This window comes from Streptomyces sp. NPDC057010 (assembly GCF_042673805.1).
Taxonomy (GTDB): Bacteria; Actinomycetota; Actinomycetes; order Streptomycetales; family Streptomycetaceae; genus Streptomyces.
In genome coordinates this window covers 1-5,701 of the sequence record NZ_JBHUSC010000111.1, presented here as the reverse complement: position 1 = coordinate 5,701, position 5,701 = coordinate 1, and the positions used below count along the sequence as shown (strand labels likewise).

Here is a 5,701-nt window from a genome sequence, read left to right as displayed (position 1 = left end):
GGGTACTTGGCGACCGCCTGCTCGGCCGCAGCCTGCACCCCCGCGTCCAGGTACGTCTTCAGCGTGCTCGGCTCGCCCTCGACCAGCGTCAGCAGCGTCCGCCTGGGCCCGACCGCCGGTTCGATCCACACCTCCGCGCCCGGGTTGCCGCCCGCCTTGGCGCCGTACGTCGTGCGCAGCTCCTCCAGGACCGGCCCCAGTGAGGGGTACTTCTCCGCGCTCAGCTCCTGGCCGGCCCGGTCCACCGCCTTGACCGGCGGGGTGGCCGGGGCGCCCGCGCGCAGCGCCTCGCCCTTCTGGAGCTGCGGGTGGAGGACCGACTCCTGCCAGTCGACCAGCGGCTTTCCACTGGTCAGGCCCCGCACCACCGTCAGCTGCGAGTCGTAGGCGAGCGGCTTGGTGACGCCCTCGTACGTGATCTCCGCCTCGACCTTGTAGGGCACGCTGGTCCCCTTGGGCGTGCCCGGGGTGATCACGGCCTTGGAGACGTGGGCTTTCGCCCGGAAATCGGTCACCGCGGTCCGCGCGGCCGCCGTGTTGTTCGTCAGTTCGGCGGCCGTGGACGCGTCCCCCGCCGCCCACGCGGCCAGGAAGGCCTTGGCGGTCGCGGCGGTCTCCTTCTCGGTGACGGGCCCGCTGCCCTTCCCCGCCTGCACGGAAGCGGCCCCGTCGGCCTTCCTCCGGCCCCCCTCGTCCTGCCCGGCGTCCCCGACCAGGGCGTACACCCCGTAGCCGGTCCCGCCCACCATCGCCAGGAACACCCCGCCGATGATGGCGCCCTTCGCTGCCCCGTTCACTGCTGTCCTCCCCCGTGACGACAATTCTCTGAACATGTTCAAAGAACCTCAGGGCAGACCATACGTCACCCCGTGACCACGGGCCGTGTTTGTTACCGGACCGGAACCTCGATGGCCGAAAAGGAGCGAAACACGGCAGGAGGGCCCTCCCGCACCCGGGAAGACCCTCCTGCACCCGTCCGCCGACCGCCCCGCTACACCCAGGTGTCCAGCCACATGCGGCCGCGCCAGGAGTCCATCGGCAGGGTCTGGCCCGTGTAGATCGGCCAGAAGTAGATGAAGTTCCACACGATCAGCAGGACCAGCACGCCCGCCCCGATCGCGCCCAGCGCACGTCTGCGCTCACTCGACCCGGCCGGCCCCAGCAGGGCGCCGATCATCATCGCCACCGCCAGGCACAGGTACGGGACGAAGACCACCGCGTAGAAGTAGAAGATGGTCCGCTCCTGGTAGTTGAACCAGGGCAGCAGGCCCGCGCCCAGCGCGCACGCGATCGCGCCCGCCCGCCAGTCGCGGCGGAAGAACCACCGCCACAGCACGTACAGCAGCGCGAAGCAGCCCGCCCACCACAGCAGCGGGGTCCCCAGCGCCAGGACCTCGCGGGCGCACTTGCCCGCCTCCGTCGCCGGGCACCCGTCGGTGCCGGGGTCGGGGGACTCGTAGAAGTAGGAGACCGGCCGGCCCAGGACCAGCCAGCTCCACGGGTTGGACTCGTAGGTGTGCCCCGAGGTCAGGCCGACGTGGAACTTGTAGACCTCGGTCTCGTAGTGCCACAGGCTGCGCAGCCACTCCGGCAGGAACGACAGCGCGCTGTGCCGGTCGTTCTTGGCCGCCCAGTCGCGCAGGTAGCCGCCCGTGCCGTCGTCCGGGCTGAAGATCCACCCCGACCAGGAGGCCACGTACGTGACGATCGCGACCGGCACGAGGGACAGGAAGCCGGGCCAGTTGTCGCGGCGCATCATCGCCGCGTGCGGGGAGCCCGCGCCTGCGGTGCGCCGCGCGGCGGTGTCCCACATCACCATGAGGACGCCGAAGAAGGCCAGCGCGATGAAGCCGTTCCACTTCGTGCCCGCGGCCAGCCCCAGGCACACCCCGGCCAGGATCCGGAAGGGCCGCCAGCCCAGCTTCAGCGTCTCCGCGATGTGCAGGTCGGGCCGGGTCCGCCCCTCCTCGTCCACCGGAAGCGCGGCCGCGAGCCGGGCCCGGGCCCGGTCCCGGTCGATGAGCAGCGCCCCGAACGCGGCCAGCACGAAGAACATCAGCACCAGGTCCAGCAGCGCCGTGCGGCTCATCACCAGGTGCAGGCCGTCCACCGCGAGCAGCGCGCCCGCCAGACAGCCCAGGAACGTCGAGCGGAAGAGGCGGCGCCCGATCCGGCACAGCATCAGCACCGACAGGGTGCCGAGCAGGGCCGTCATGAACCGCCAGCCGAACGGCGTGAAGCCGAACATCCACTCGCCCAGCCCGATCACCCACTTCCCGACCGGCGGGTGCACGACGTAGCCCGGGTCCAGCGGGAGCGAGACCCCCTCCGGGTTGGCGAGGATCGACTTGTCGATGTCCTTCGGCCAGCTCGCCTCGTAGCCCTGCTTGATCGTGGCCCAGGCGTCCTTGGCGTAGTACGTCTCGTCGAATATCACCGCCTTCGGGCTGCCCAGGTGCACGAACCGCAGCACCCCCGCGACCAGCGCCACCAGCAGCGGCCCCGCCCACGCCAGGATCCGCTCCCAGGTCCCCCACACCCTCTGCGGCAGGCCGAAGGTCATCCACAGCTGTGGAGAGGGCTTGGCGTACGGGGGCACCAGGCGGGCGCGGACGTCCGGGCGCGGCGCCCCGGAGCCGCCCGGCACGTAGCCGAAGGCGCGCAGCCGGCGCAGCCAGGTGGACGTCTCTTCTTCCCGTCCCGCCGGCGGGACGGGCGGGGCCCCCGCGGGGCTGGGCGGCGGCGTCGCGGTACTGGTCACCGGCACATCGTAGGGAAAGGATCTGTGAGAGCCCCAGCGGCGGGGAGCGGCGGGGGGCGTCCGCGCGCCGGACTGAGAGGATGGGCGGGTGACGACTGACCAGCCCCGCGGTACCGGGACCTCCTCCACGACCGGCGTCCTGGTGCTCGCCGGCACCCCCATCGGCGACCTCGCGGACGCCCCGCCGCGCCTCGCGGCCGAGCTGGAGCGGGCCGATGTGATCGCCGCCGAGGACACCCGGCGGCTGCGCCGGCTGACCCAGGGCCTCGGCGTGCACACCACCGGGCGCGTCCTGTCGTACTTCGAGGGCAACGAGTCCGCCCGCACCCCCGAACTGGTCGAGGCCCTCGCCGGCGGGGCGCGCGTCCTGCTGGTGACCGACGCGGGCATGCCGTCCGTGTCCGACCCCGGCTACCGGCTCGTCGCCGCCGCCGTCGAGAAGGACATCAGGGTCACCGCCGTCCCCGGCCCCTCCGCGGTGCTCACCGCGCTCGCCCTGTCCGGGCTGCCGGTGGACCGCTTCTGCTTCGAGGGGTTCCTGCCGCGCAAGGCCGGCGAACGGCTCGGCCGGCTGCGCGAGGTCGAGGGCGAGCGGCGCACCCTCGTCTACTTCGAGGCCCCGCACCGGCTCGACGACACCCTGGCCGCGATGGCCGAGGTCTTCGGCCCCGAGCGGCGCGCCGCCGTGTGCCGCGAGCTGACCAAGACGTACGAGGAGGTCAAGCGCGGCGGGCTCGGCGAGCTGGCCGCCTGGGCCGCCGAGGGCGTGCGCGGGGAGATCACCATCGTCGTGGAGGGTGCCCCGGCGGCCGCCCCCGGCGACGTGGACGACGAGGAGCTCGTGCGCCGCGTACGGGTGCGCGAGGAGGCCGGGGAGCGGCGCAAGGAGGCCATCGCGGCGGTCGCGGCCGAGGCCGGGGTACCCAAGCGCGAGGTCTTCGACGCGGTCGTCGCGGCAAAGAATGCGGCACAAAAGGTGCCGTAATCCGGTAAAGAGCTAACCTGAAAAGCAAAGCTCAGACCGCGCACCGGGCGCTTTGGGCATGAGTGGCCCAAAGACCGTCCAACACTCGACAGGGCCTGATGCGCTCCCGCCCGAAGAGGCGTCCACTGGCAATGGCACCAGTGGAACAAGAGGAGCTGGCATGAGTGAGATCGCAGACACCCCGGTACCCGTCGCCGGACCCTTGACCGGGCCCGCCGCCTCCGACGTGGAGACCGTGCACGAGGCCTACTCCTTCGCGTGCATGAAGTGCGGGTACGCCTGGGAGCAGGCGTACGCGATAGAACACCACGTCGACGGCAAGGGCCAGCCGTTCATCATGTACACGGTCAAGGGCGAGCGGGTGCCCTCCCCGCTCTCCAACCCCACCTGCCTGAACTGCGGCGGCCACGTCGTACGCATCATGCGGGCCGGCCAGGTCTCCTCGGTGCTCGGCACGATCGACCGCATCTACCACCACCGCATCGCCCCCGGAATCGCCGGACCGGTGCCCGCCGGCGCGGACGTCCCGCGGACGCCGAAGCCGCGCAAGGCGCCCCGGACGCACGACGCACCCGGACCCGTCGCCATCGACGACGCCGAGCGCCGGGGCTGGCTCTCCCGACTGCTGGGGCTCTTCCGCCGGTCATAAGATCGGCCGTATGAGCACTTCCTCCGCCTCCTCGGCCTCCAAGGCCTCCAAGGACGCACTGCCGCCGCTGCCCGAGCCCCTCCGGGTGGCGGTGGCGGATTCGCACACCCACCTGGACATGCAGTCCGGCACCGTCGAGGAAGGCCTGGCCAAGGCCGCCTCGGTGGGCGTGACCACGGTCGTCCAGGTCGGCTGCGACGTGAAGGGCTCCCGGTGGGCCGCCGAGACCGCCGCCGCGTACGAGAACGTCCACGCGGCCGTGGCCCTGCACCCGAACGAGGCCCCCCGCATCGTCCACGGAGACCCCGACGGCTGGTCCCGCCAGGGCGCCCGCACCGGCGGCGGGGACACGGCCCTCGACGACGCCCTCGCCGAGATCGAGGCGCTCGCCGCCCTCGACCACGTCAAGGCGGTCGGCGAGACCGGGCTGGACTACTTCCGCACCGGCCCCGAGGGCATGGCCGCGCAGGAACGCTCCTTCCGAGCCCACATCGAGATCGCCAAGCGGCAGGGCAAGGCCCTCGTCATCCACGACCGCGAGGCCCACGCCGACGTCCTGCGCATCCTGCGCGAGGAAGGCGCCCCGGACCGGACCGTCTTCCACTGCTACTCCGGCGACGCCGACATGGCCCGGGAGTGCGCCGCCGCCGGGTACTACCTGTCCTTCGCCGGAACGGTCACCTTCAAGAACGCGGCGCCGCTGCGCGAGGCCCTGGCCGTCGCCCCGCTGGAACTCGTCCTCGTGGAGACCGACGCCCCCTACCTGACCCCGGCGCCGTACCGCGGACGGCCCAACGCCCCGTACCTCATTCCGCTGACCGTACGGGCGATGGCGGCGGTCCGCGGCATCGACGAGGACGCGATGGCCACCGCCCTGGCGGCGAACACGGCCCGGGCCTTCGACTACTGACCGCGGCAGCGACCGCGAACTCTCCGTAATCGTACAACTTTGGAGTGTGACGACTCCTCCGCTATGGTGCCGTGCCCGAACCAGCGGGTCCGGACCACCAGTGGAGCGAGCGTCGTGAGCGATACACAGGGAAGTCACCGCCGTGGCGGTCCCGTCCCGGGGTCGTACGAGCCCATGGCCTGGCCGGCCCCCGCGGAACCCCCGCCCCCCTCTCCCTGGCCGCCCGCCGCCGAAGACCCGGCGCCGGGGCCGGTACCCGGCCCGGGGGTCCCGTCCCCGCGCGGCGAAGGCCGCCGGGCGGCCCGCCGCTCCCGCGGCCGCACGACGCCCCCCGCGCCCGACCCGGGCGGGCCGCCGGCCGGCGCGTGGCCCGCCGCCGAGGAGCCGCAGGCATCC

At 72.8% G+C, this 5,701-nt stretch carries 5 protein-coding genes and 1 pseudogene; 4 read left to right on the top strand and 2 right to left on the bottom strand.

The genetic code is table 11. The features are described from left to right. A partial coding sequence (locus ACFTXQ_RS36265) for an NTF2-like N-terminal transpeptidase domain-containing protein (protein ID WP_382649845.1) occupies window positions 1-797 on the bottom strand: 797 nt, incomplete at its 3' end. Between the two features lie 194 nt (window positions 798-991). Then, complete coding sequence (locus ACFTXQ_RS36260) at window positions 992-2,761, bottom strand: dolichyl-phosphate-mannose--protein mannosyltransferase (RefSeq protein ID WP_382649842.1); 1,770 nt, start codon at window positions 2,759-2,761, stop codon at window positions 992-994. An 88-nt stretch (window positions 2,762-2,849) separates the two neighbouring features. On the opposite strand from ACFTXQ_RS36260, the gene rsmI reads away from it, so the two are divergent. From rsmI to ACFTXQ_RS36240, 4 genes and pseudogenes are all read left to right on the top strand, one after another. Beyond that, entirely contained in the window at window positions 2,850-3,746 is an 897-nt protein-coding gene (gene rsmI / locus ACFTXQ_RS36255) for a 16S rRNA (cytidine(1402)-2'-O)-methyltransferase (RefSeq protein WP_382649839.1), read from the top strand. 160 nt (window positions 3,747-3,906) lie between these two features. After that, window positions 3,907-4,395, top strand: coding sequence for a hypothetical protein (locus tag ACFTXQ_RS36250; RefSeq protein WP_382649836.1), 489 nt, complete (start codon window positions 3,907-3,909; stop codon window positions 4,393-4,395). 10 nt (window positions 4,396-4,405) lie between these two features. Next, window positions 4,406-5,305 carry a TatD family hydrolase gene (locus ACFTXQ_RS36245; protein ID WP_382649833.1) on the top strand — a complete coding sequence of 300 codons (900 nt, stop codon included), beginning with the start codon at window positions 4,406-4,408 and terminating at the stop codon, window positions 5,303-5,305. Window positions 5,306-5,419: 114 nt separating this feature from the next. Next, window positions 5,420-5,701 (top strand): annotated as a pseudogene (locus tag ACFTXQ_RS36240) (hypothetical protein); the annotation flags it as partial.

Excerpts from the sequence above, each read along its gene's own strand:
- ACFTXQ_RS36250 (WP_382649836.1), top strand. The coding sequence starts at position 3,907 with ATGAGTGAGATCGCAGACACCCCGGTACCCGTCGCCGGACCCTTGACC.
- ACFTXQ_RS36245 (WP_382649833.1), top strand. The coding sequence starts at position 4,406 with ATGAGCACTTCCTCCGCCTCCTCGGCCTCCAAGGCCTCCAAGGACGCA.